General features: G+C 75.9%; 1 pseudogene. It reads left to right on the plus strand.

The features are described from left to right. Positions 1–278: pseudogene (locus QWY29_RS20325) on the plus strand (MarP family serine protease); the annotation flags it as partial.

Genomic DNA, 278 nt, shown 5'->3' on the forward strand with positions numbered 1-278 from the left:
GGCCGCATCGCTGGGCCAGGCCACCCTGCAGGACGTCGGTGCCCGGCTGCGCTCGCGGATCACCTGGCAGCCGGTGCGCGCCCTCGACGCGGTGGGCGGCGCGGCTCTCAGCGCGGTCGCGGTGCTGCTGGTGGCCTGGGCGCTGGGCGTGGCCGTGTCGGGCTCGCGCATCGCGGGCGTGACCCCCATGGTGCGGGCCTCGACGGTGCTGGAGAAGGTCGACTCCGTCCTGCCGCAGTCGGCCGGCGGGCTGCTGCAGACCTTCAACACCGTGGTCG

The sequence above is a fragment of the Nocardioides abyssi genome, from assembly GCF_030412915.1.
Classification (GTDB): Bacteria; Actinomycetota; Actinomycetes; order Propionibacteriales; family Nocardioidaceae; genus Nocardioides; species Nocardioides abyssi.